A 23,042-nucleotide genomic window follows, 5' to 3' on the forward strand; every position below is an offset into this window, starting at 1 on the left:
GCCGCCGGCCCGGTGGAGCCGGCCCAGTGGATAGGATAACGCCGATGTACCTTCGACACCCTTACCTGACCCTCGTGGGCGCGACCATTGCCCTCTTGGGATCTGCGCTCATCTGCGCGGCCGCCGACCCGCCCAAGCTCCAAGGCATCTACTCCAACATGGAGCCGTCGGTCGAGCAAGGGGAGCTGATCGGCATCGAGGTCTTCATTCTGCCGCACATCCGGGATGACGAGGTCGCCTACGTGGCCTTGGTCCAGTTCTCCGATGGCCTGCCGACGCGCCCTCAGCTCGTCGACCTGGCGATTCAGGATGACGGCATCTCCTTCTCGGCTGTCCACCCCATCGAAGGGGAAATCCGATTCAAGGGGAGCATCGACATGGAAGGGCTTTCCGGACGCTTCGACGCCCTGGGCGAGGTTTCCTTACCGCGCGGGGAGAGCATCTGGCAATGGGGCGCGAGCGGGCGTTGATTTGCCGGTGTGATCCGCAGCTTCCGATATTCAGATTTTTATAGAGAGAATTCGATGAAGACACTCATCCTTGCCCTGATCTTTCTCTTGATCGGAAGCGCTGTCGGGGGGTTCCTCGCATTGGGATTCGGTGCCGGACTGGGTGCCGCGAGCGGACTGGTGATCGGATCCCAGGCCGGTGCCTGCCTGGCGGTCGAGACGGCGGAAGAGAGCGGTCTGGTCACCGATCCCGTGCAGATCGACGCGCTGATCGCCACCACGATCGCGAAGATCCGCGATAAAAGCGGCGCTGTACCGGCCGACGCCGGACTGCAATGGATCAGCAATGCCGCCGAATGCCGCGACATCGTCCGCCAATTGGTCGAAGGCCCCGAGACCGTCGCTCAAGCTCCGGCCGCTCCGCGCGCGGATTGAGCCGCGTCTCGGACGTTCGAGCGGACGGGGTCAGGACACCCGCCCGCGCACGAAATCCTCGATCTGCGCGAACGGCAGCGGTCTGCTGATTAGGTAGCCCTGCAACTCATCGCACTTGAACCGCCGCAAGGATGTTGCCTGGCTCTCCTCCTCCACGCCTTCGGCGGTGACCCTGAGACCCAGTGCATGGGCAAGCGAGATAATCGTGGTGGGAATCGTCATGCTCTCCGGCGTCGTGTCCATGGTTGCGACAAATGAACGATCGATCTTCAGCGCATGGACCGGCAGTTTGGCCAAGTAGCTGAGCGAGGAATACCCGGTCCCGAAGTCGTCGATGGCGATTTCGATACCCATGCGGCGGACCTCGGCCAGATGCGAAACGTTGGCTTCGATATCGGTCATGATCATGCTCTCGGTGATTTCCAAATCCAGCCGGCGGGCGATATCGCCGAACTCGTCCGTCACTCGCCTCAGTGAATCGACAAAGCCCGGATGCTGCAACTGGAGGGCGGAGACATTGACCGCGACGCGCAACCCGTCGAGCCCGGCCGCTTGCCAAAGCCGGACATCCGCCAGCGCCGTGCGGATTGCCCACAGCCCGACTTGAATGATCATCCCGGTTTCTTCGAGGATGGGGATAAAGGTGCCGGGGTAGACCAAGCCGTCCGTAGGATCGTTCCAGCGCAGCAGCGCCTCAAGGCCGGTCACCTCCCCGCTGAGGGCACAGATCTTGGGTTGATAATGGAGCACGAACTCGTCGCGTTCGAGCGCCTGGCGCAGCCGATTCTCGCGCAACAGAGTCTCGGCGATCAGCGCATTCATTTCCGGTCCGTAGAACCGATAGCGGAAACCGGAGTCCTTGGCCTTGCGCAAAGCAGCCTCGGCATTGCTGATGAGGGTATCGGCAACGTCGTCGCGGCCGTTACCCAGAGCGATGCCGGCCGAGACGGTGATGCGCAGCTCGTGATCTCCGACCACGACCGGCGCGTCGAGGATACGGCCCCCCGTGTCCTCGATCAGATGCGCGATCTCGCTGAGCTCATAGTCACCACTGATCACCCCCGCAAACTGATCGACACCGATGCGCGACACATCGCTCGTCTCGGGCCACGCGCCCTTGAGGCGACGTGCCAGCTCCCGGATCACCTTGTCTCCGACCTGTCTGCCAAAGGTGTCGTTGATGTTGCGAAAGCGGCTGACGTCCCATACCACCACCCCGACCCGGTCGGACGGATGATGCCGCGCGGCCTGCAACGCTGCGCAGAGATGCTCGAGCAGGTGTGCCCGGTTGGGTAATCCGGTGAGCTCGTCGTGATGGACCAGATAGGCCAGCCTGTCCTGATTGGCGATGAATTCGAGCGCGAACGAGATATCGTTCGCCAACTCATTCAGAAGCCCCTGCTCCTCGCCGGTGAAGAACTCGGGCTCGTGCGCGTAGATGACCATGACGTTCACGACCTTGGTCTGGACCGTCAGCGGCAGCGCCGCCAACGAACGATAGCCTCGGTACGCCAACGTCCGGCGGGGCAGGTCAAGCGGGGTCGGATCCGGGTCGGGTTCGGCGTCGGCCGGGGCGTTGACGACAACCAGCCTTGCGCCGTGCACGGCCCGCCACGCCGCATCCGCCCCGAGCACGCCGTCGCCGTCCGGCTCGGGTCGGTCCGGGCCGATCCCGTCATCGAGGCGCTCCCGGGCAAGCGGGACGATCCCCTCTCCCTCCGATCCCACCTCGCCGATCCAAGCCATGGCGAGCCCACCTTCGTGAACCGCGACACGGCAGGCTTCTTGGAAGAGCAGGCGCGAATCGTGAATTCGGACGATGGCCGAGTTGATGCTGCTCAAGACGGCGTACAAGCGGGTCAATCGCACGATGCGCTGCTGTTGCGCCATGCGCTCGAAAAACGCACCGATCTGCCCGGCCAATGCCGCAAGCGTTGCCGCGAGCGCGCCATCCAGCGCGCCGCGCTCGGGGCGGAAGACCTCGAGAGCGCCGATGAGGCGACCGCCCACCATGATCGCAACGGCACCGCCGGAGCCTATCCTCAACTGCTCGGCCGCCTGCCGTCTGAGGGCATCCGAGCTGCCCCGTAGATCGTCGAGCCACAACAAAGTGTCCTTCGGCGACGCATCCCCTGCACGACCCATGTCCGACGTCAGCGAGAGCGAACGTATCTGATCAAGGAAACCGGCGCCGCCTTCCGCCGACCGAGACCAAACCTCGACGCACTGCAGCGTGCCTTCGGCCTCGTCCACCCGCCACAGGGTCGCGGCGCAAAACCCCAACTCAAGACATGCAACCCCGAGAAGCTTCTCCGCTGCGTCCTCCAGCCTCGACGCCGCATTCAGGATCTTCGCGACGCCGTACAACGCCGCCAGATGGCCTCGGGTGCGTTTGCGCTCGTCGATCTCGGCCTCGAGCTCGTTGGCGTAGTCCTTCAGCGTGGCGTACAGACTTCCATTCTCGTAGATTCGCCCTGCCTCGGCGGCGAGGATACCGAGCAGCTCCGCATCGTCCGTGGAGAATCCATCGACACCCGCCTTGTCGAGGAGACAGATCCAGCCATAGTTTGCCGACAGTGATTTGATCGGCGCGGCGAGCAGATTTCTCGCCACGGGATAACCGGCAGGCAGACCAAGGCTCATGATGCCGTCCTGCGACAGGGCGAGGCGCACAACCACCCCGTCGCGATAGACTCGCCCAAGCGCGCCGGCATCGAGCTGCCATGTGTCCATGCTTGGAACGCTCGCCGCATCGATGCCGCAATGGTTGAGATGAGCGAGTACCGAACCGTCGGTCCTGCGCACCGCCACGGCACCGTGCTCGGCGCCGATCAGGGCGCACGCTCCCCGGCAGACATGATCGAGGAGACGCTCCTTATCGCGCTCGGAGGCGAGCTGCAGATTGAGCTCGATCAGAGACGCCAGCTTGTCGTTGGTGCCTTGCAGCTCGGCAACCTTCTCCGACAGCTTGTCGGTGACCAAGCGCAGATGTTCGCGGTCGAACTCTCTGCCGCGCAAGGGGAGCCGAGGCTCCGAGCCACCACCGCTCTGCGCAAGCACGGAGTCCACGACGTCGATCATGTCCTGCGGGTCGACAGGTTTGGTGACCACCTTGCTCACGCCGCACAGCTCGGCCAACTGCTGCGCCTCCTGCTCCAGAAAATGGGCGGAACAGAAGATCACCGGGGTGGCTGCGATCCGAGGATCGGCGCGTAGGCAGCGCACGAGTTCGTAGCCATCCATCTGCGGCATCAGGATATCGCAGATCATCAGGTCCGGCTGTTCGTCGAGCACCAGCTTGAGGGCGCTGGCACCGTCGGCAGCCTCGGTGACCCGATGACCGAACGGCGTGAGCAGCGCAACGAGGAACTCTCGATTGACCGCGATATCGTCGACAACGGTGATGTGTGCCATTGTTTAGACCCTGTCGCCCACCCCGCTGCCCGGCGGAGCGCGTAGCTCGATGGGGAGGTAGTGCTCGAGCTCGGCGACAAAGCGCTCGACGTCGATCGGTTTTGAAAAATACCCATCGAAACCCGCCGCGATGACCTTCTCGCGGTCGCCCGGCATCGAAAAGGCCGTCACCGCGATCAAAGGCGCGCGACGCAGCAGCACATCCTCTTTGAGCTGCCGAGCGACCTCGTAGCCGTTGAGCTTCGGCATCTTCAGGTCGCACAGGATCAGATCCGGATGGGCTCGGAACGCCAGCGCGAGTGCAACCTCGCCGTCTTGGGCGCTCAGCACCCGGTAGCCGTGGGCTTGCAGCAGGTAGCCCATCAACGCGAGGCTGTCCGCGTGATCCTCCGCGATCAGGATCAGGGCGGCCATCACCTAGGGCCACTTGAGCCGCAGGACGAAGCGGCTGCCCGCGCCGAGCCGACTGTGACACTGCAGCTCTCCGCCCAAGAGCTCGGCCAGCTTGCGGCTCAGATGCAGCCCCAATCCGGTGCCTTCCCGGCCCGCAATACGGGCCGCCTGTCCCTGCACGAATGCACCGAACAGGGCCGCTTGCTCGTCCTCGTCGATGCCCGGGCCAGTATCCTCGACAAGGATCTCGACCGCGCGCTCCGCGTCGACCTCATCCACCCTCAGCGTGAGGCGCACTTGGCCGACGTCGGTAAATTTGATCGCATTGTTTGTCAGGTTGAGCAGGATCTGGGTCAGGGTGCGCCGATCGGTCCGGAGCATCACGGCCTCTTCGGGGACATCGACAAGCAGCTCCAGACCCTTGGCAAGCGCGAGTGGCTGCAAGGACGCGGCGGTTTCACGCACCAGGCGACCGCACTCGGTCGATTCGGGGTCGAGCTTTACCCGGTCGGCCTCGATCTTGGCGAGACTGAGCAAGTCGTTGATCAGGGAAAGCAAATGCCTTGCACTATTGCGCACGATCTCAAGCTGGCGGGTCTGCTCGACATTCAGCGCGCCCGGCAGCCCCATCAACAGGGTACCGGTAAACCCGAGGACGGCATTCAGCGGGGTACGAAGCTCATGACTCATGCTCGCAAGGAAGCGATCCTTGGCACGATTGGCCTGTTCCAGCTCGAGGTTCTTCTCCTGGAGGGCCTGCGAGAAGCGTCGACGCTCGCTGACGTCGCGAATCGCACTCATCACCAGCGGGGTGTCTTCGGTCGTCAAGGGGCTCAAGCTGATTTCGACCGGAAACTCGGACCCGTCCTTGCGCAAGCCGTAAAGCTCCAAACCGGCGCCCATCGCCCGTGGCCTCGGCCGGGCGAAATAGTGCGAGCGGTGCCCCTTGTGAGAATCCCGGAACCGCTCCGGAAGCAGCATTTCGACCAGCGATGCGCGCAGTTCGCCCGCTCTATACCCGAACAGGCGCTCCGCCTGCGTATTGGCGATGAGGATGTGGCCGGTCGGATTGACGATGACGATGCCGTCCGGGGTCGACTCGAGCAGCTCGCGATACCGCAGCTCCAATGCCTTGCTGTCGCGCCGGACCTTCAGTGAGGTGACGTCCTTCTCGGAAAACAGCAACAGCGCATCGACGCCGTCGCCGGACGCCTGCAGGAGCCGTGCGGAGATGTCGACATAGATCAGCGTGCCGTCCTTCCTGCGGCGCAACGTCTCGAAGGTACCGCTCCCGCGCCGGAGCGTCTCGGCCACGAAGTTGCGCTGCTCTTCGCCACCGTCGGGGATGACGATGAGTGTCTCGAGCGGCACGCCCACGGCTTCGGCACTCGTGCAACCGAACATCCGCTGCGCCCCGGCGCCCCAACGACACACCCTGCCCGCTCCGTCGAGCAACATGAGTGCATCGGGGAGATCGGCATCCCAGAGATCGGCATGGTGCGCAAACATCTATCGCCTCCTCCGGCCGCCGCAACGACAGGCAGCTCGTAAGGTTAACTATAGCGTTGCGGGGACAATTTCCAATCGTTTTGGTTGGTTTTTAGCCCACCTCCGTCGAGCAGGCGGCGCCTCGCGGCGCGTAGCAGCGCGTAGCAGCGGTGATTAGCCGTTCGTCGGAGGGATACCGGGCTGACGGCCCCGTCCCGGTCAATCGCAGGGTTTGAATCAGAGAAAGCCCGGATCGATTCCGATACAGCAGGCGCGTCGTTTTCGACCCCGGCATCCTGCCTCCGCAGGATGACGTGTTCCGATTCTCAAACTCAGTGAAACGCACATGTGTTCGTTTCACATTGACGTATATCAGGGCCATCCGTCGGAAGAACGCGGGAGAATGCCGAGCACTCAAGTCGGAATACGACTTTCATCCCAGCGGCGTGGAGCCTCGCCCGGCATGGGCTCGGCACGGCTCGCATCCGTCCGGAGACTGACATCCATGAGCAAGCAAGAAGTGAACACGACGAGACGACGCGTCCTCGTCGCAGCCGCCAGTGTGGTGGGCGCCGGCGGCGCGGGCTTTGCGCTGGTCCCGTTCGTCGCCTCGATGAATCCGAGCGCCCGCGCCCGCGCCGCCGGTGCGCCGGTCGAGGCGGATATCGCGAACCTGGAGCCGGGCGGTCTGTTGCGCGTCAAATGGCGCGGCAAACCGGTGTGGATCGTTCATCGGACGCCCGAGATGCTCGCATCCTTGTCGCGCAACGACCCGAATCTGGTCGATCCGACCTCCGAGGTGGCCCAACAGCCGGAGTATTGTCGAAACGCCACACGCGCCATCAAGCCGGCCTACTTGGTTGCGATCGGGATCTGCACGCATCTCGGCTGCTCGCCGATCTACCGGCCCGAGGTCGCCCCCGAGGATATGGGTTCGGATTGGACGGGCGGCTTTTTCTGCCCCTGCCACGGCTCGCGCTTCGATCTGGCAGCCCGGGTGTTCAAGAACGTCCCGGCACCGACCAATCTGGTCATCCCGAAACATACTTACCTCGACGAGACGACGCTTCTCATCGGCGAGGATGGCCTGCCGGGCTGATTCACGGAATGACCTCGACCGGAGGCCCTCATGACGCATCCCCCACGCCAGACGATTCGGCGTTTCGGCATGCCTTCGGCGCAGCCTGTCTCGATGGCGGGTCGGTCGGGAGATCGGCGGGAGGTCGGCGGATGGTCGAGGGATGGTTGGGCGATCCTTGGCAGCGCCAGCGTCTTCTCGGCAACGACCTCCCCTGCCCTCAAGCCTCCGCGTCGAGCACCCGTTCGGCCCACTCGGCGAGGTCTTCGAGGATCGCAAGCTTGTCCGGATCACGGGCGTACTGCTCGGTCAGCGCACTCAGGCACTGCTCGAACTGCTCGATGACGATACTGCCGCCTGCGTCGGGATCGGTGAGGCGGGCGAGACGGAACAGATCCCAGTCCTCGCGCTCTTCGGGGGTGAGGGTCTCGGGCCAGTTCCGGGCGCGATAACGCAGCAGCATCTCACCGAGACGCGGGTCTTGAAAGCGCGGCGCATGCTCGCTCAGCGCGGCGGGATCGAGTCCGTGGATCGCGTCCATGGCGCGGCGATCGGCGTCCGAGAAGAAGCCGCCCGAGTAGATCATGAGATCGGGGTCGGTCTCGGTCGGTCCATCGGGGGTGCCATGGACCGCGCGGACCTTCTCTTCGATTGCCGCCGCGGCCTCGCGTAACCTGCGCGCGTGATCGGCGACCGCGTCCGGATCGATCGACCAGCGCGCCGCGGCCTCGGGCTCAAGGGTCTTCATCGGGGCCAGAACCGGCGCGCGATTGACGTGGATCGTCTTCAGCGGGACGCGCTCGACGCCGTCGGGAAGCGCGCTTGCGGGCGTGAAGAGTCTGGTCCGCAGCTCGTCGGCGGAAAGATCGAGCAACAGCTCCGGCGGCGCGCGCAGATCGACACAGATCACGCCGTTGCCGTTGGCGGGATGGGCACAGAGCGGCAGGATCGGCGCGATACAGCCTTGGGCGGCCGGATAGCGCGCCGAGACATGCAGGAGCGCCACGCCGCGATCGAGCAGATCGCGAACGCGCTGCTTCTCGCGCAGGGTGAGGGCATAGTCGAACAGCTTGGGCTGGGCGTGCCGCAGACGGCGCGCCAAGGCGATGGTCGCGCGCACGTCGGCGAGCGCGTCATGGGCCTGACCGTGGTCGATCCCGTTGGCGGCGGTGAGATGCTCGAGCTTGAAGGACGTGGTGCCGTCTTCGCGGGTCGGCCATTCCAAACCGCCCGGGCGCAGGGCGTGGGCGAGCCGCAGGGCGTCGATCAGATCCCAGCGGGAATTGCCGTTGCGCCACTCGCGCGCGTAGGGATCGAGGAGGTTGCGGTAGAGCAGGTTGCGCGTGACCTCGTCGTCGAAGCGCATGCTGTTGTACCCGACCCCGCAGGTTCCGGGGACACTCAGCTCGGCGTTGACGGCGGCGGCGAACTCGGCCTCGATCAACCCTTCGCGCTCGGCGATCCCGGGCGTGATGCCGGTGATGAGACAGGCTTCGGGGTGCGGGAGAAGATCGGTCGAGGGACGACAAAAGAACATGCAAGGATCGCCGATCTCGTTGAGATCGACGTCCGTGCGGACAGCCGCGAACTGGCACGGCCGGTCGCGACGCGGATCCGAGCCCCAGGTCTCGTAGTCGTGCCAGAGAAAGGTCGGTGCGTTCGGACGACCGGCCACTCGTCTTAAACCGCGTCCAGAGTGAAATGCGTTATTTTCATGTTGTGTCGGGCTCGCGGATTGTTCCGACCTTTGTGCAGACGCGGTTTAAAATCATCTATTTTTAATCTTTTAAACCGCGCCGGCTCCAGCGGCCGTCAAATCTGCCGGGGCCGATCCCATCCAAAAACATCGCATACCGCGTGGGGCGCGGTTTAAATCTTCTCGCGGATACGGGCGCTCTTGCCGGTACGGCCTCGAAGGTAGTAGAGCTTGGCGCGACGCACGTCGCCCTTGCGCTTGACCTCGATGCCGGCGATCACCGGGCTATGGGTCTGGAAGACGCGTTCGACCCCTTCGCCGTGGGACATCTTGCGGACCGTGAAGGCCGAGTTCAGACCGCGGTTGCGGATGGCGATCACGACGCCCTCGAAGGCCTGAAGACGCTCGCGGGCACCTTCCTTCACGCGGACCTGGACGACGACGGTGTCGCCCGGGGAAAACTCAGGGACTTCGGCCTTCATTTGCTCTGCTTCGAGCTGGAGAATGATGTTGCTCATGGTTTCCTTCGGCTCCTGTTCTCAACCGGCCTCATCGTCGTGACGGGACCGGACAAATTCATCGAGCAGCGCCTGCTCGTGCGGATTCAAACCGCGCCGCTCCAGCAGATCGGGGCGACGCCGGTAGGTTCGCCCGAGGGCCTGCTGCAACCTCCAGCGCGCGATCGCGGCGTGATCGCCGCCGATCAAGACTTCGGGCACCCGGCGCCCTTCGATCTCGGGCGGTCGGGTGTAATGCGGGCAATCCAGCAACCCGTCGGTGTGCGAATCCTGGCTGGCCGAGTCGACATGCCCGAGGGCACCGGGCAGCAGTCGAATGACCGCATCCATCACCACCATGGCCGCCAACTCTCCGCCGCTCAGGACGTAATCGCCGATCGACCATTCCTCGTCGATATGGCCCTCGATCAAGCGCTCGTCGACACCTTCGTAACGCCCGGCGACCAGGATCAAGCCGGGCCGACTCGACAAGGCCGCCATCGCAGCCTGGTCCAATACCCTACCCTGCGGCGAGAGGTAAGCGACCCGACTGTCCGGAGCCTCCGCGCGCGCCGCGGCGATGGCATCGCGCAACGGCTCGACCTTCATCAACATCCCGGGGCCGCCCCCATAGGGACGATCGTCGACGGTGCGATGCCGATCGTGCGTGAAGTCACGCGGGTTCCAGAGATGCAGCTCGGCGACACCGCGGATCAGGGCTCGGCCCGTGACGCCTTGGTCGAGCAGGACCCCGAACAGCTCCGGGAACAGGGTGACGACATCGAAGCGCATCATGGATCCAGGCCCCGATCACATCGGAGCATCTCGGTCATGACGCGCCGTCGAGGATGTCCGAACCGAAGCGCTAGAACGACGGATCCCAATCCACCAGCATCCGGCGTTGCTCGAAATCGACGTCCTTGACCACGTCGCCCCAAACAAAGGGCAAGAGCCGCTCTCGATCACCCTTGACGACGATGACGTCGTTTGCGCCGGTCGCGAAGAGATGATCAATCGAGCCGAGCGCGACACCCTCGGTCGTCTCGACCGCGAGCCCTTCGAGATCGACCCAGTAAAATTCATCGTGCGAGGCCGGCGGCAGCTGATCACGAACGACTGCGATATCCTGCCCGACGAGTGCAGCCGCTCGGTCGCGGTCGTCGCAGCCGCGAAGGCTGACGACAATACCCTTGCCGTGCCGCTTTCCTTCGTTCACCGTCCAAGCTGTCGCGTCTGCGCCGAGCAGCCAGGGCGAGTATCCCAGGATGCCTTCCGGAGGATCCGTCTCAGACATCACCTTCAACCAGCCGCGCACCCCGTACACACCGGCGATGTGTCCGACGACGATTCGCGTCGAATCCGGTTGTCCGGCCATCGAACAGGGCGATTCGCGTCGGCTTCGCGTGTTGCGATCGTTCGGACTAGGCAGCGACGGCGGTTGCCGACTCTTCGCGAGCGGCCTGCTTGAGAAGCTGCTTCACGCGGTCGGTCGGCTGAGCACCGCGCTCGAGCCAATAGTCGGCACGCTGACGATCGACGCGCAACTCGATCTCGCCGCCCTTGGCGAGCGGGTTGAAGAAGCCGAGGCGCTCGATATAACGCCCATCACGCTTGGCGCGGATGTCGGCGACAACGATCTGATAAAAAGGGTTCTTCTTGGAGCCACCCCGAGACAAACGAATCGTAACCATGTGCTGTCCTGGACCCAGACGATTGGACGTTGCGGGAATCGCCCCGCAGGTAAACGCGCAAATATACAGAATCTGCGGAAAAATGGAAGTGGTATAGCGAACGCGCGTGCTATTGATCGGTTCGCCGAGCGCTCGCCGAGGTCAGGGTTCGACGCAGATCGGCCTCGAGGCGTTCGAGTTCCTGGCTGGCGATGGCGCGTGCGCGCTTGCCCTCGTCGGCGATCGCCAGACTTTCCTCGATCGTCTCGATCAGGGTCTGATTGGCGTGCTTGACCACCTCGATGTCGAAGACGCCGCGCTCGATCTGGCGGCGCGACTCGGCGTTGGCCGACTTGAGATTATCCGCATTGGCGCGCAGCAGATCGTTGGTGAGATCGGTGGCGGCCCTGATGGTCTCCGCCGCCTCGCCCGACCGGTAGATGGTGACGGCCTGGGCCAGTTGTTGGCGCCATAGCGGCACGGTGTTGACCAGGGTCGAGTTGATCTTGTTGATGAGACCCTTGTCGTTTTCCTGGACCATACGGATGCTGGGTAGGCCCTGCATGGTCACCTGTCGCGTGAGCTTCAGGTCATAGACGCGCCGGTCCAGCTCATCGCGGACGCCGCGCAGATCCTTCAGGCGCTGCACCTCGACCATGTCGGTGCTGGTCGCGACCTGCGCCGCGAGCGCGGGGATGGTCGATTCATCCAACTCGGCGAGCTTCGCCTCGCCTGCCGCGATGTACTGCTCCAGGGTGCGAAAATAATCCAGGTTGGCCGCGTAGAGCCGGTCGAGCGACGTGACGTCGGTCAGGAGCTTGGTTTTGTGGCGCTCCAACTGTCCTGAGATGGTCTCGATCTGATCGCGGACTGCCTCGTATTCCTGCAGAAACTTCACGACAGGACGACCTTTACCGGTCAGACGCGCCAATAGACCAGGCTTGCGGTTCGGATTGAGATCATCGACACGAAACCCCTTGAGCGTGGTGACCATCTCGCTCAGCGCGGCCCCGGCAGGGCCAATGTCTTTGGCCCGCACCCCTTCGAGCATTTGGTCCGAGACCTCGGTGAGGCGCTCTTGGGCCTTGGAGCCGAAGAAGAGGATCGAGTGGGTGTCGTTCAGATCCAGCTCCTGCAGCAGGCGCCCGAGCTGCGCCTCGTCGATCTGCGGTACCTGCGTCTCCTCGGCAACCATGAGCGGCCGCTCCGCCGCACGCGGCGAGCCGGCGAGTGTGGTCTGCGCGACGGGGTCGGCTGTCGGCGCAGGCCGGACGCCCGCCCCTTGCCCCTGTGCGTGAGGATCCATCACTGCCGCATCGACTTGCTCTCGCTCGCTCACTCAATCTCTCCCAATCGGTTTAAACCGCGCCCCACCGAGGCCATTGTTCGCCGCGACGAGAGACCGACGCGGAAACCTCGAATGTCACCCACTGCGCGGTTTCGCTACTGAATGCCTTCGCGCTCGAGCTGCTTCTTCAGCACCTCGATCTGGATATCGAGGTCCATCACGTCGGTCTTCAACAGCCGCTGATGCTGCTCGTCGAACACCTGCTCGACCGTCACCAGGACATTGCGAAAATTCTGCTCCAACTCACGCGAATCCGCCAGGCGGTGGGTCCGTGCGTAACCGTCCGCGACCTGCTGGACCCCGTCGAGATAGACGCTCAAAAACTTGCGTGCCCGAAAGAGGTCGGTGGGCCGATCCGCGATCTGATTCAGGATCAAACGACCCTGCGACCCGATGTGCTGCAGGCGGATCTTCAGCTCCGGATTGGCGATGGTCTTCGCCGCGCGGTCCAGATCGATCAGCTTGCGCTCGGCCTCCGCCAAGGCCGCCGCGACCTTGTGCGCCCGCTCGTCGGTCGTGGCGAATGCGCGCGGGCGGCCCAGCGGCTCGAATCCGTAAACAAGATGGAATCCGAGCATGGCGACCGCGGCATACGCAAGGCCGAGCCCGATGCCTTGATGAACCGAGACGACCGCGGCAAGCCCGGTTGCCAGACCCGTGAGCAGCCCCCCGATGGTCTTCAAAGGCACCCGCTGCAGACGGGTGAAGCGCAGCGTCTGCTGGGCAAGCTCGGCCTTCAATCCACGTCGTGTCAGATCCGCGGCAGCCATGAAGAGCGCAAAGATCCCGCCGTCGGCGAGCACCACGTCCAACCGCCCTGCCCCGAGCCCGATCAGGGCACCGATCAGGAGCGGGATCGGGAGCAGGTACAGCAACGTCCCTTTCGCACGGGGCCGCCTCGGACCGCCCGCGCCCTGCTCCGCACCGCCCCCCCGACCGGGCTTCACTCCGAGGATGAGTTCGGTCAGACCAAGGGTACGGCGTTGCTCGGGGGGTGTGCCCGTAGGTCGGGCCATTAGAGGGTCCACATGGCCTGACAAGAGACCAAGCCGATGCTGAAGGTCAGCAAGACTGCGCCGAGCAGACGTATGCCCAACGGTGGTCGCGTCGGTGTTTGGGGTGCGATTGGTATTGTTTCGGGCATCGCTCGGACGTCCGTGCTCGGATAAGTTGACCACAGTCTATCTTAAACCGCGTCCAGAGCGAGATGCTCACTTTCGAGTGAGTTCGACGTTGGTCCATCCACGGCTCTTAGCGGGGGCGCGGTTTAAAATGATTTATTTTTTAATCTTTTAAACCGCGCCGTCTCCAGCGGTCGTCAAATCCGCCGGGGCCGATCCCATCGAAAAGCAGCGCATACCGTACCGGGCGCGGTTTACATCCAACGTCCCGGTTGATCCGGGATCGAGGGCAGGGCCTGCCTCAGCCCGTGTTGCGCATCCCCGCCGCGATTGCATTGATCGAGCGCAGCAGCGGGTCCAGCCACTCCTCGCGTTTGGCCTCGTCCTGCTCGGCGCGGTAGCGTTCCAGCAGGGCGACCTGGATGTGATTCAAGGGGTCCAAATAGATGTTGCGACGCGCCAGCGAGTGCTGGAGATCCGGGGTCTCCTCCATGAGACCGCGCAAACCGGCCACGTTCATGACCTGTACGAGGGTGCGTTCATACTCGGCCTCGATGACACCGTAGATCGCCTGTGCCGCCTCTTGGTTCTCGGCCAAGCGGGCGTAGGCCCGCGCGATATGCATCTCGGCCTTGAAGAGCGACATCTGGGTGTTGGACAGGAGCGCGCGGAAATAGGGCCACTCCTGATACATCTTCTGGAGCTTCACGAGGCGATCCAGCTCGCTGCCGCGATACCGCTCGATGGCATAGCCGATGCCGAACCAGGCCGGCAAGGTCTGACGCGACTGTGCCCAGCCGAAGACCCAGGGGATGGCGCGGATGGACTTCAAGGAACGATCCGCCTTTTTGCGGTGCGACGGGCGCGAGCCGATGTTCAGCAGGGCGATGCCGTCGAGCGGGGTGCATTCGTAGAAATAATCGAGAAAGCCCTCGGTCTCCTGGGTGAGCTTCCGATAGGCCTCCTCCCCATGGCGGGCAAGCTCATCCATCACCGCAAGATAGTCCTTGCGATCCTCCGGCGGCGGCTCGATCAGACAGCGACTGGCCTTGATGAGCCCGCTGATGCCCAGCGTCAGCTCGTAGCGTGCGGTCTCCGGATTCGCATAGCGATACGACAGCACCTCGCCCTGCTCGGTCAGCTTGATCTGACCGTGCACCGTATCGGTGGGCTGGGCGAGGATGGCCTCGTGGGTCGGCCCGCCGCCGCGCCCGACCGTGCCGCCGCGTCCGTGGAAGAGCCGACAGGAAACGCCCTCGTCGTCGGCGAGCTGGATCACGCGACGCTGCGCCTCGTAGAGACGCCAGCTCGAGGCCAGGATTCCGCCGTCTTTACAGGAATCCGAATACCCGAGCATCACCTCCTGCTGGTTACCCGACGCCTTCAGCATCGCGCTGTAGGCCGGATCGCGGAACAACCGCCCCATCACCTCGCCGATGCGATTCAGGTCGTCGATGGTCTCGAACAGGGGCGAGATCTGGATCTTGCAGAACCAGCCCTGGCGGTCCTTTCCGGCGAGTCCGGCAAGCCGCGCCAACAGCATGACCTCCATCACATGACTGGCGTAATGGGTCATGGAGATGACGTACTGACCGAACAGACTCTCGCTGATCTCGGCGCGCATGCGCGCCATCACCTCGAAGACCTCCAGGGTCTCGCGGGTCTCCGGGGTCAAGGTCGCCTTGTCGATGACGAAGGGATGCGGATGGGCGATCGCCTCCGCCAGGGCCATCAGGCGCTGCTCCTCGTCGAATGCCTGGTAGTAAGGAGCACCGGCCTGACGCGCGAACAGCTCGGTCACGGCCTCGGTGTGGCGAATCGATTCCTGACGAATATCGAGATGAACCAGGTGAAAGCCGAAGGTCTCGGCGAGCCGGATGAGATCCTGCAAGGGGCCGGCGGCGGCGTTGGCATCGCCGTGGTGGTGCAGCGAGTCGCGTATCAGATAGAGGTCGGCAAGAAAGTCGCGCTCGCTTGCATACCCGGCCGGTTGTGTCGGATCGTGCCTTCCGGACATGCGTGCGCGAATCCGCTCCAGATTGGCGTCGAGACGATGCTCCATCATCGCCAGCTTGCGCCGATAGGGCTCATGCACATAGCGGCGCAGGCTTTGTCCCATGGTGTCGACCCAATAGTCCTCGTCGGAATCGAGGCTATCCATGAAGGCCGGCGATGGCTGGCAGATGGAGCTGGCATGACTGAGCATGCGGTGCAGCTTGCGGATACGCTCGAGATACAGCTCCAGGACCAGCTCGCCGTGCATGCGAACGGCAAGCTCGGTGGTCTCGGGCTTCACAAAGGGGTTGCCGTCGCGGTCACCGCCGATCCAGGAGCCGAACCGGATGAAGCTCGGGACCTTGATCCCGCACTGCGAGCCGTAGACCCGGCGAACCGCCTTCTCCAGGAAGCGATAGACCTGGGGCACGGCCTCGAAGAGCGACTCGCGGAAGAAATAGAGCCCTTGGCGCACCTCGTCGGTGACCTGCGGCTTGTGGATCCGGACCTCGTCGGTCTTCCACAGGATCTGGATCTGGGTCAGGATCTCCTGGAGTCGGTCCTCGAGCTCCTCGTCGTTGAGCTTGCTGCGGTGCAGATCCTGACCGACCAAAAAGATCCGCCGGAAGGTCTCCAAGGTCGTCCGTCGCTTCGCCTCGGTGGGATGGGCGGTGAAGACCGGAAGATAGATCAGATGCTCGAGGAGGCTCTGGAAGTTTTCCGGGCTCACACCGTCGTCTTTGAGCCCCCGCGCCATATCGTCGAAGGAGCCGACCCAAAGCCGCTGCCCGGCCGAGATCAGATCCATGCGGGCCAGATAGGCGTTCAACTCCTCGGCGGTATTGACCAGTCCGAAATAGATGTTGAAGGCACGGATGACCTCCGAAAGGGTCTGTGCGTCCAATCCCTCGATACGCTTCATCAACTTCTCGCGCAGATCCGGGTCGTCGCCTTCGCGCAGCTGCATAAAGCCGTCGCGCAAACGCTCGACGATCACCAGCACGCGTTTGCGACTGTGCTCGCGCAGCACCTCCCCGAGCAGGGCTGTGAAGAGCTGAACGTCGCGCTCCAGGGGTTCGTTTCGCGGAACATCGTTCATCGGGCGTTACTCTGTGCAGACAACCACCATAGGGGCCGTCACGAAGAAGGGACGAGTCGAGAGCCGGATACTACCTTGCCGGAGCCCGACCGACAAAAGCCCGGGTTGCTGTTGCGGGTATGGTGCCGAAGTATCCCCGCAGCCTCGCGACCGCGCGCCCGAGAGCTTCCGCCGGACAACGTCCGTCAGAGGATTCCCCCCGGCCCCCGGAGCCGAGACCCCTTGCTTGTCTGGAACCCGTTTTTGGCTTAGGTTCACCCTGCCCGATGTCGGGCAAGAAGGATGCGTGACCCCACCGAAAATCCCAACCATAGACAATGAGGAGGAGATCCACATGAAACAGATGATGCTGATCACGTTGGCCGGCACCTTGATTCTCGGCCCGATCATGCTCTCCGCCCAAGCCCAAAACGCCGACATCACGGTCGCTGCGGGCGCCGCGACGAAGGAGATCACGGGCACCGTGGTGGTCGTCAATCCGCAGACCCGCATGCTGACCATTCGTCAGCCCGACGGTGTCTTCGAGGTCATTCATGTTCCGACCGAGGTACAGCGGCTCGACGAGGTCCGCATCGACGACACGCTCACGATCGACTTCGTCGAGGCGATGGCGATCGATCTGCAGAAGGGCGACGCCGCAGCCGCAGCGCCCGGCGCTGTCGCGACCCGCGAGGTCGATCGCGACGGCGGACGGCTGCCGGCAGGCAGCATCCAGGAGACCATGACGCTCGTCGGAATCGTGGAAGGGGTCAACACGGCCGCATCCAAGGTGACGATCCGGGGTCCCGAGAACACGGTGTCGGTCAAGGTGCGCGATCCGGCGCTGCTCGCGGATGTCAACGTCGGGGACAGCGTCACCGTGACCTATATCAGCGCCGTTGCGGCCAGCATCGAGCGGGCGAGCGCGCCGCGACACACACGGCCGGGCTCGCAATAGGTTCCCCGGCGGAGAGACTACCGCTCGGCGCAGTCACTGCGCCGAGCCTTGGTAACGGTTCAGAAACAACTTAGCCATTCCGGTCCATTCTCCCCCTCTCCCCAACCCCTCTCCCGCGAGGGGAGAGGGGCTAAGATGGATCACTTGTTTTTGAACGGTTGCTTGCCGGATCCAAGTACTCTGCCTTGGCCGCGGCCTTCGTCGGAGGTCTCGCCGGGCTTGCGGAGCCATCAACTCATCGAGCAGGCGTCCAGGACACGCAGACAGTGCACGCTGAAGAGCCCCTGGTTGTCGGTCCAGACCTGCTCGGCGACAAAGCCGGCGTCTTCTGCGAGCCGATGGAAGGCGTCGATCCCGTACTTGTACGAATTCTCCGTATGAATCGTCTCCCCCGCACGGAAACCGAAGCGCACCCCCGCAACCTCGACCTGCTGCTCGATCCGGCTGACCAAGTGCATCTCCACGCGACTGCGCTCGGTGTTGAAAAAGGCCCGATGGCTGAAGGCATCCAGGTCGAAGTCGGCCTCCAGCTCGCGATTGATCCGGCTCAAGAGGTTGAGGTTGAAGGCTGCGGTCACGCCTTGGGCATCATCGTAGGCCGCGTTGAGGATCGCCGGATCCTTTGGAAGGTCGACCCCGATGAGGAGGCGTCCGCCGGGGCCGAGTAGGCTCGCGACACGCCCGAGGAGAAGGCGCGCTTGGTCGGGATCGAAGTTGCCGATACTCGACCCCGGAAAAAAGGCGGCCAAATCGGTCCAGTCCGGCTCCAAGGGGAGCCGAAAGGGGGCAGAGTAGTCCGCACAGGCGGCACGAATCGACAGGTTAGGGAAGCGCTCGGCCAGGGCATGGGCAGACTCCAGCAGATGCTCTTTGGAAATATCCACGGGCATATAGACGCTGGGCTGCAGCGCCGCGAGCAGGGTTTGGATCTTGAGACTGCTCCCGCTTCCGAGCTCGATCAGGACATTGTCCCGGCCAAGCAGATCGGCCATTTCGGAGCCGTATTCGCGCAGGATCCGGATCTCCGTGCGTGTCGGATAATACTCGGGCAGCTCGGTGATGGCGTCGAAGAGCTGCGAGCCACGCTGGTCGTAGAAAAGCTTCGGCGACAAACACTTGGCCGGACGCCCCAGCCCGTCCAAGACCTCGGCGCGGACATCCGCCGGGGTCGGGCGGTAGTCGAAGAACCGAATCGAGCCCGGGGTCTGCAGCGAGCGACGTGTGCTGGCCGCCTCCAGGCCCGTTGCCTCGTGGGGGAAAAGCTCGGCCTCGGAGCGTTGCAAGGCGCTGAGTTGGGTCATGGTGTCGTCTCCGCGAGTCGGAATCCCTTGAACTGCCAGCGCTCTTGGGGATAGAAAAAGTTGCGATAGGTCGACCGGAGGTGATCCTGCGAGCTGGCACAGGATCCGCCTCGGAGCACCATCTGGTTGCACATGAACTTGCCGTTGTATTCACCGAGCGCACCGGCCGCCGCCCGATACCCCGGATAGGGCAGATAGGCGGACGCCGTCCATTCCCAGACATCGCCGAAGAGCTGCCTGAGCCCGGCCGGTTGATCCGTGGCGCTGCGCACGGCGGGACGTGGATGGAAATTTCCCTCGCCGACGAAATTGCCTTGAATGAGGATACCGTCCGCGGCATGCTCCCACTCGGCCTCGGTCGGCAGCCGCTTGCCGGCCCAGGTTGCGAAGGCGTCGGCCTCGTAATAACTGACGTGACAGACCGGCTCGGCCGGATTCAGCGGGCGCATCCCGCCGAGTGTCATGATCTGCCAGTCCCCGTCGATCTCCTCCCAGTAGAGCGGGGATGGCCAGCCCTCCTTGCGGACGGTCGCCCAGCCGTCGGATAACCAAAGGGCCGGATCGCGATAGCCTCCGTCGTCGATGAACTGTCGAAATTCGCCGTTGGTCACGGGGCGATCGGCAAGGGCATAGGGCGCGAGAAAGGTCCGATGGCGAGGGCCTTCGTTGTCGTAGGCGAAACCCGGCGAACCCGCGCCGATCTCGACCCCCCCCCCCTCGAAACCAACCCAATGCAGCGGATCCGGATCACCCGACGGGGCGTGCGGCAGGTCCTCCCGGTAGGCGGGCCGCAAAGGGTTGTAGGCAAAGTTTTGCTTGATGTCGGTCACCAGGAGCTCTTGATGCTGCTGCTCGTGATGCAGGCCGATGTGCAGTCGTTGGGCGACCGTCGGCCAATCGGCCGACGCACACCCGTCGATGAGCCGGAGCATCGCCTCGTCGACATGGTGCCGGTAGTCGTAGACCTCGGCGACCGTCGGCCGGGACAGGAGTCCACGTTCGGGTCGCGGCCAGAAGCCGCTTCCGGTCTGCTCGTAGTAGCTGTTGAAGAGGTACTCGAAACGCGGGTGGAAGACCCGGTAACCGGGCAGGAAGGGCGTCAGCAGGAAGGTCTCGTAGAACCAGGAGACGTGGGCCAGGTGCCACTTCGGCGGGCTCGTCTCGATTCGGGTCTGGAGCATGTAGTCTTCGATCGCGAGCGGCTTGCACAGCTGCTCGGTCAACGCGCGGACGCGCCGGAAGTCGCCCGACAGATCCGCGCGCACGGCATCGTCCTGGTAGGCACCAGCTGGTTGAAGGGACATCTGAGTCTCGCTCTCGGTTGTTGACGGATCGGGTTCCGTAGACACGTTCAGCCGAAACGGCGACTCCTCGGGATTCGGGGGGTCACCCGAACCGCTCGATGCCTCACCGCCGAGCCCTGGAGATCGTGGACGCGTCGCGCACCTTCGGCCGACACGCAACCCTCGTCGACCATCGATCACCGGCTCGCTCGCAATGGTGCGTCCAGGTCGGCGGATTTCCAGCATCGGGACGAAGATCGGCGGATGCCGATTCCTGAGTCGGTGTTGAAAAAGCGCATCGTGGCGCCGCTTTCCGAAAAACCCGCAGGCGCTCGGTATATCATGCCGAGGGCAGGGGGGAGGTAAACCGCGCCCGGTGCGGTATGCGTCATGTTTTGAAATGGCTTGGCCGCGTCAGCTCCGACGACTGCCGGAGCTGGCGCGGTTTAAAGTATTGAAAAAAATTAAATTTTAAACCGCGTCTCACCGAGATCGAGGATATCTCCAAAACCAAACGCAACGTGAAAATGACGCATATCGCTCCGGCCGCGGTTTAAGCCTCCGATCGTGGTTGCAATCGGCTCGGCTCCGGCCTTGACGATCGGACCGCTCCGCACGATCCCGGCGGCAAGGATTTTCCGGGCTGATCGCGCAACCGTCTAGGGAAGCGCGGCCGACACCCCATCTATCCCGTTGACGACGCAATCGATCAACCGCACCGCCGGAGCCTCTCGTGGGTTCGGGCGCTGGAGCATCCCATGACCCGCACCCCGTTTTTTCCGAAATTCTCCGACTTACCCGCCGAGATCCCGATCTTCCCGTTGCCCGGTGCCGTGGTCATGCCGGGAGTGCAGTTACCGCTGAACATCTTCGAGCCGCGTTATGTCAGGATGGTGACGGATGCGTTGGCATCGAATCACCTCATCGGCATGATTCAGCCCACCAGCGAGACCATGTCGGACGAGGTTCCGGAGATCCACCGGATCGGCTGCGCCGGCCGCATCACCTCCTACAGCGAGACGACGGACGGCAGAATCGTCTTGGTGCTCACCGGGGTGTGCCGGTTCCAAGTCATCAGCGAGATCGCCGAGGAGCATGGCTATCGGCGGGTTCGTGCGGACTGGGAGCGGTTCGCGGCGGATTATCAGGAGAGCGACTCTCCGATCGCGGATCGCAAAGGCTTCTTGACCTCGCTGAAGGCTTACTGCGCACTGCGGGGCGTCGAGGTTCCCTGGGACGATGTCGAGCAGATGGCCGACAAGGACCTGACAAACCTATTATGTGCCCATCTCCCGCTGAGCCCGGAGGACAAACAGGCCTTGATCGAGACCCTCCCGACGGGCGACCGTGCCGCTCTGATGCGCGGACTTCTCGATATGGCCGCGGCAGCGAGCATGGATACCGCCGAGCACCGCCACTGAACCGCGCCCCGTCTGGGATATACGCCGTCGGGTTTCGGCCCGGCCACGCCTTCGCAAACGACCCTTTGGTGTGGCGGCTCAGAGTGTCGGATGTCGATGCCACAACCGTTGATCTACGGTTGTGCCCGAACCGGGGCCGTTTCCTGTGTCGGTGCCGCCAACGAGAGATCGGGAGCGGGGTTGAAAAACCCTGATCGGAGCTTAGTTCGCATGGTTGTCGAGTTGTTAAACCGCGTCCAGAGCGACATGCGTCATTTTTATGTTGCGTTTGGCTTCGGAGATGTCCTCGATCTCGGCGAGACGCGGTTTAAAGTTTAAACTTTTCCAATCCTTTAAAACGCGCCGGCTCCGACGGTCGTCGGAGCCGGCGCGGCCTATCCAAACCAGCACACTACGCATACCGCACCGGGCGCGGTTCATTAATGAAGGGGCAAAACCAATGGCTGTAACACTGACCGAAGCCGCGGCGAAACACGTTGCCGGCATGCTCAGCAAGCGGGGACACGGTGTCGGACTGCGCGTCGGCACACGCAAGAGTGGCTGTACCGGATTCGCTTACGATGTCGACTATGCGGATGCGGTCGATGCGGCCGATCAAATCTTCGAGAGCCATGGCGTGAAGGTCGTCGTCGACGAGGAGAGTCTCGGTCGCATCGACGGGATGGAGATCGATTTCGTGCGCTCCAGCCTGCTCAACCAGGGCTTTGAATTCCGTAACCCCAGGGTCAAGGATACCTGCGGCTGCGGAGAGTCCTTCAGCGTCTGAATCGCTTCCCGAGCGACATGGCACGTTCGCGCGTCGCTTCGGATCAGAATCTTCAAACTGCGGCGGCGTCGACGCGATTCAGGATTTTGAGGGTTATGAGATCAGGAATATCAACGGTGCCGTGCGGTCGATGCGATACGGACGACCGACGCGTTGATGCCTTTCGCGCTCGGTGCTTGGTTTGAATCTTTCAGTCTACACTTGCGGTGGTCCGCCTTCATGCTGAACGAAGAAATGACCGAGATCCTTGAGAACTTCGAGCTTCTCGGCGATTGGGACGAGCGTTATCAGTATCTGGTCGAGATCGGCGAGCGCATGGCACCGATGCCGCCCGCGGACAAGACCGACCGTAACCGTGTCATCGAGTGCATGAGCCTGGTTCACACGGCTGCTCACCCGATGCCGGACCAGCCCGGGCACCTGGTCTTCCGGGGCGATTGCGACACCGCGATCATCAAGGGCGTGGTCGCCCTGCTGGTCGGGCTCTTCTCAGGAAAGCGTCCCGAGGAGATCGAGGCGCTGGATGTCGAGGAACTGTTCGAGGCGCTCCGACTCCAAGAGCACCTGAGCCCTAACCGGCACGTCGGTGTTTACGCCATCGTCAACAAGATGAAGGGCCAGGCCAGATCGGTGACCTGCTGAGACCCCGAG

General features: G+C 63.4%; 20 protein-coding genes. 7 read left to right on the forward strand and 13 right to left on the reverse strand.

Translation table 11 applies throughout. The annotated features are described in order from the left end of the window. Window positions 1-44 precede the first annotated feature (44 nt). Window positions 45-470 carry a hypothetical protein gene (locus BDD21_RS21555; RefSeq protein ID WP_120798915.1) on the forward strand — a complete coding sequence of 142 codons (426 nt, stop codon included), beginning with the start codon at window positions 45-47 and terminating at the stop codon, window positions 468-470. 54 nt (window positions 471-524) lie between these two features. Next, window positions 525-884: a hypothetical protein gene (locus BDD21_RS21560; RefSeq protein WP_120798916.1), complete on the forward strand. Its 360-nt coding sequence runs from the start codon at window positions 525-527 to the stop codon at window positions 882-884. A 30-nt stretch (window positions 885-914) separates the two neighbouring features. On the opposite strand, the gene BDD21_RS21565 is transcribed toward BDD21_RS21560, so the two are convergent. From BDD21_RS21565 to BDD21_RS21575, 3 genes are read right to left on the reverse strand one after another with little or no spacing between them, the layout of a single operon-like run. Next, window positions 915-4,298 carry an EAL domain-containing protein gene (locus tag BDD21_RS21565; RefSeq protein WP_120798917.1) on the reverse strand — a complete coding sequence of 1,128 codons (3,384 nt, stop codon included), beginning with the start codon at window positions 4,296-4,298 and terminating at the stop codon, window positions 915-917. Between the two features lie 3 nt (window positions 4,299-4,301). Beyond that, window positions 4,302-4,712, reverse strand: coding sequence for a response regulator (locus tag BDD21_RS21570; RefSeq protein ID WP_120798918.1), 411 nt, complete (start codon window positions 4,710-4,712; stop codon window positions 4,302-4,304). 3 nt (window positions 4,713-4,715) lie between these two features. Further along, window positions 4,716-6,200, reverse strand: a complete 1,485-nt coding sequence (locus tag BDD21_RS21575; RefSeq protein ID WP_120798919.1) for a PAS domain-containing sensor histidine kinase — start codon at window positions 6,198-6,200, stop codon at window positions 4,716-4,718. Between the two features lie 484 nt (window positions 6,201-6,684). On the opposite strand from BDD21_RS21575, the gene petA reads away from it, so the two are divergent. Continuing rightward, window positions 6,685-7,278 (forward strand): ubiquinol-cytochrome c reductase iron-sulfur subunit, encoded by a 594-nt coding sequence (gene petA, locus BDD21_RS21580; RefSeq protein WP_120798920.1) that lies wholly within the window; start codon window positions 6,685-6,687, stop codon window positions 7,276-7,278. Window positions 7,279-7,477: 199 nt separating this feature from the next. On the opposite strand, the gene sbcB is transcribed toward petA, so the two are convergent. From sbcB to ppc, 8 genes are all read right to left on the reverse strand, one after another. Continuing rightward, complete coding sequence (gene sbcB, locus BDD21_RS21585; protein WP_120798921.1) at window positions 7,478-8,932, reverse strand: exodeoxyribonuclease I; 1,455 nt, start codon at window positions 8,930-8,932, stop codon at window positions 7,478-7,480. Between the two features lie 194 nt (window positions 8,933-9,126). Then, window positions 9,127-9,471: a 50S ribosomal protein L19 gene (gene rplS / locus BDD21_RS21590; protein WP_093029092.1), complete on the reverse strand. Its 345-nt coding sequence runs from the start codon at window positions 9,469-9,471 to the stop codon at window positions 9,127-9,129. Between the two features lie 21 nt (window positions 9,472-9,492). Continuing rightward, window positions 9,493-10,242, reverse strand: a complete 750-nt coding sequence (trmD, locus tag BDD21_RS21595; RefSeq protein WP_120800059.1) for a tRNA (guanosine(37)-N1)-methyltransferase TrmD — start codon at window positions 10,240-10,242, stop codon at window positions 9,493-9,495. A gap of 73 nt (window positions 10,243-10,315) precedes the next feature. Then, complete coding sequence (gene rimM / locus BDD21_RS21600) at window positions 10,316-10,825, reverse strand: ribosome maturation factor RimM (RefSeq protein ID WP_120798922.1); 510 nt, start codon at window positions 10,823-10,825, stop codon at window positions 10,316-10,318. A 46-nt stretch (window positions 10,826-10,871) separates the two neighbouring features. Continuing rightward, window positions 10,872-11,141 carry a 30S ribosomal protein S16 gene (gene rpsP, locus BDD21_RS21605; protein WP_120798923.1) on the reverse strand — a complete coding sequence of 90 codons (270 nt, stop codon included), beginning with the start codon at window positions 11,139-11,141 and terminating at the stop codon, window positions 10,872-10,874. A gap of 109 nt (window positions 11,142-11,250) precedes the next feature. Beyond that, entirely contained in the window at window positions 11,251-12,459 is a 1,209-nt protein-coding gene (locus BDD21_RS21610) for a toxic anion resistance protein (RefSeq protein ID WP_245969737.1), read from the reverse strand. 104 nt (window positions 12,460-12,563) lie between these two features. Then, window positions 12,564-13,484: a 5-bromo-4-chloroindolyl phosphate hydrolysis family protein gene (locus tag BDD21_RS21615; RefSeq protein ID WP_120798925.1), complete on the reverse strand. Its 921-nt coding sequence runs from the start codon at window positions 13,482-13,484 to the stop codon at window positions 12,564-12,566. Window positions 13,485-13,890: 406 nt separating this feature from the next. Then, complete coding sequence (ppc, locus tag BDD21_RS21620) at window positions 13,891-16,683, reverse strand: phosphoenolpyruvate carboxylase (protein ID WP_120798926.1); 2,793 nt, start codon at window positions 16,681-16,683, stop codon at window positions 13,891-13,893. Window positions 16,684-17,017: 334 nt separating this feature from the next. On the opposite strand from ppc, the gene BDD21_RS21625 reads away from it, so the two are divergent. Further along, window positions 17,018-17,620: a hypothetical protein gene (locus tag BDD21_RS21625; protein WP_120798927.1), complete on the forward strand. Its 603-nt coding sequence runs from the start codon at window positions 17,018-17,020 to the stop codon at window positions 17,618-17,620. 230 nt (window positions 17,621-17,850) lie between these two features. Here BDD21_RS21625 and egtD read toward each other — a convergent pair whose 3' ends face one another. Continuing rightward, window positions 17,851-18,921, reverse strand: coding sequence for an L-histidine N(alpha)-methyltransferase (gene egtD, locus BDD21_RS21630; protein ID WP_120798928.1), 1,071 nt, complete (start codon window positions 18,919-18,921; stop codon window positions 17,851-17,853). Further along, window positions 18,918-20,225 carry an ergothioneine biosynthesis protein EgtB gene (gene egtB, locus BDD21_RS21635; RefSeq protein WP_120798929.1) on the reverse strand — a complete coding sequence of 436 codons (1,308 nt, stop codon included), beginning with the start codon at window positions 20,223-20,225 and terminating at the stop codon, window positions 18,918-18,920. Before egtB ends, egtD begins: the two co-directional genes overlap by 4 nt. A gap of 737 nt (window positions 20,226-20,962) precedes the next feature. Between egtB and BDD21_RS21640 the strand changes: the two genes are divergently transcribed. From BDD21_RS21640 to BDD21_RS21650, 3 genes are all read left to right on the forward strand, one after another. Beyond that, on the forward strand, window positions 20,963-21,625 hold the full coding sequence (locus BDD21_RS21640) for an LON peptidase substrate-binding domain-containing protein (RefSeq protein WP_120798930.1): 663 nt from the start codon (window positions 20,963-20,965) through the stop codon (window positions 21,623-21,625). Window positions 21,626-22,064: 439 nt separating this feature from the next. After that, a complete protein-coding gene (locus BDD21_RS21645; RefSeq protein ID WP_120798931.1) occupies window positions 22,065-22,391 on the forward strand; it encodes a HesB/IscA family protein in 327 nt (108 codons plus the stop codon). Window positions 22,392-22,610: 219 nt separating this feature from the next. Next, a complete protein-coding gene (locus tag BDD21_RS21650; RefSeq protein WP_120800060.1) occupies window positions 22,611-23,033 on the forward strand; it encodes a SufE family protein in 423 nt (140 codons plus the stop codon). The last annotated feature ends 9 nt before the right edge of the window (window positions 23,034-23,042 follow it).

The sequence above is a fragment of the Thiocapsa rosea genome (assembly GCF_003634315.1).
GTDB classification, from domain to species: domain Bacteria; phylum Pseudomonadota; class Gammaproteobacteria; order Chromatiales; family Chromatiaceae; genus Thiocapsa; species Thiocapsa rosea.